This window comes from Kitasatospora sp. NPDC091257 (assembly GCF_044757675.1).
GTDB lineage: Bacteria > Actinomycetota > Actinomycetes > Streptomycetales > Streptomycetaceae > Kitasatospora > Kitasatospora lactacystinica.
Genome location: NZ_JBIVVI010001886.1, coordinates 1 through 1,060, shown reverse-complemented (window position 1 = coordinate 1,060; position 1,060 = coordinate 1). Strand labels below are relative to the sequence as shown.

2 protein-coding genes are annotated in these 1,060 nt (G+C 69.6%); one reads left to right on the top strand and one right to left on the bottom strand.

From position 1 onward, the window contains the following. The coding region (locus ACIQOV_RS42680) for a VOC family protein (protein WP_401056679.1) at positions 1-438 on the bottom strand (438 nt) is incomplete at its 3' end. A gap of 120 nt (positions 439-558) precedes the next feature. Here ACIQOV_RS42680 and ACIQOV_RS42675 point away from each other — a divergent pair. Next, positions 559-987 (top strand): MarR family winged helix-turn-helix transcriptional regulator, encoded by a 429-nt coding sequence (locus tag ACIQOV_RS42675; protein WP_401056677.1) that lies wholly within the window; start codon positions 559-561, stop codon positions 985-987. Positions 988-1,060: the final 73 nt, after the last annotated feature.

The window sequence follows — 1,060 nt, the reverse complement described above, 5'->3', positions numbered from 1 at the left end:
CGCGGCGGCGTCGGCCGGGTCGATCAGCACCCGCAGGGTGCGGCCGTGCTGGTAGGCGGGCTCGGTGGCGCCGAGCGCGAGGGCCTTCGCGGTGGCCTCGTCCAGGTCGTCGACGTAGAAGTCGAGGTGGAAGTGCTTGCTGCCGTCCGGTTCCGTCCACGGTTCCGGCCGGTAGCCGGTCACCCGGCCGAAGCCCAGCGGGCTGCCGCCCTCGGGGTTGTCCAGGATCGCGAAGCGCTCGTCCGCGTGCCTGGTCTCCCAGCCCAGCAGCTCGCCGTAGAACGAGGCCAGCGCGACCGGGTCGGCGCAGTCGATGGTGACCATGGCGAGCCGGGCGAAGCCGGTGTCGCCGGGCCCGGTCCGCGCGGACCGTTCGGACGGCTGCGACTGTTCGGACCGCTGGGACCGCTCGGACTGCTCGGTGGCGAGGTCGGACATGGCAGGTCGGCCCTTCTGGGAGAGAGCTGAGGCCCATGACCAATATGGCACCGCGGTGACCCTCCGGCACGGCGGCGGATCTCATTTTCCTTAGCGAGAGTAATGACGTAGGCTAAAGAGATGCCCGAGATGTCCGAGCAGGACCTCGCAGCGATCAGTCAGCTGCGATCGTCCACGATGCGCCTCTCCCGACGACTCAAACACCAGCGGGTGGAGGAGTCGCTGAGCCCCACCGAGATGGGAGTGCTGGGCACCCTCGCCCGGTGCGGAAAGGCGACGCCGGGTGAGCTCGCCCGGAAGGAGCACGTGCAGCCTCCTTCGATGACCAGGATCGTCGCGATGCTGGAGGAGAAGGGGCTGGTGCGGCGCGAACCGCACCCCGAGGACCGCCGCCAGGTGGTCGTCAGCAGCACCGAGCAGGCCGAGACGATCCTCGCGGAGAGTCGTCGACGCCGGAACGTCTGGCTCGCCGAGCTCGCCCAGGGGCTCGACGAGGAGGAATGGGCCGTCCTCAGGGAGGCCGCGCCGGCCGGATCGTGTTTCTCGTAGCCGAGGTGGTCCGTCATCTCGCCCTCGGGTGCGGACTCCAGGATCTTCTTCGTCAGCTGCTGGAGCAGGCCTC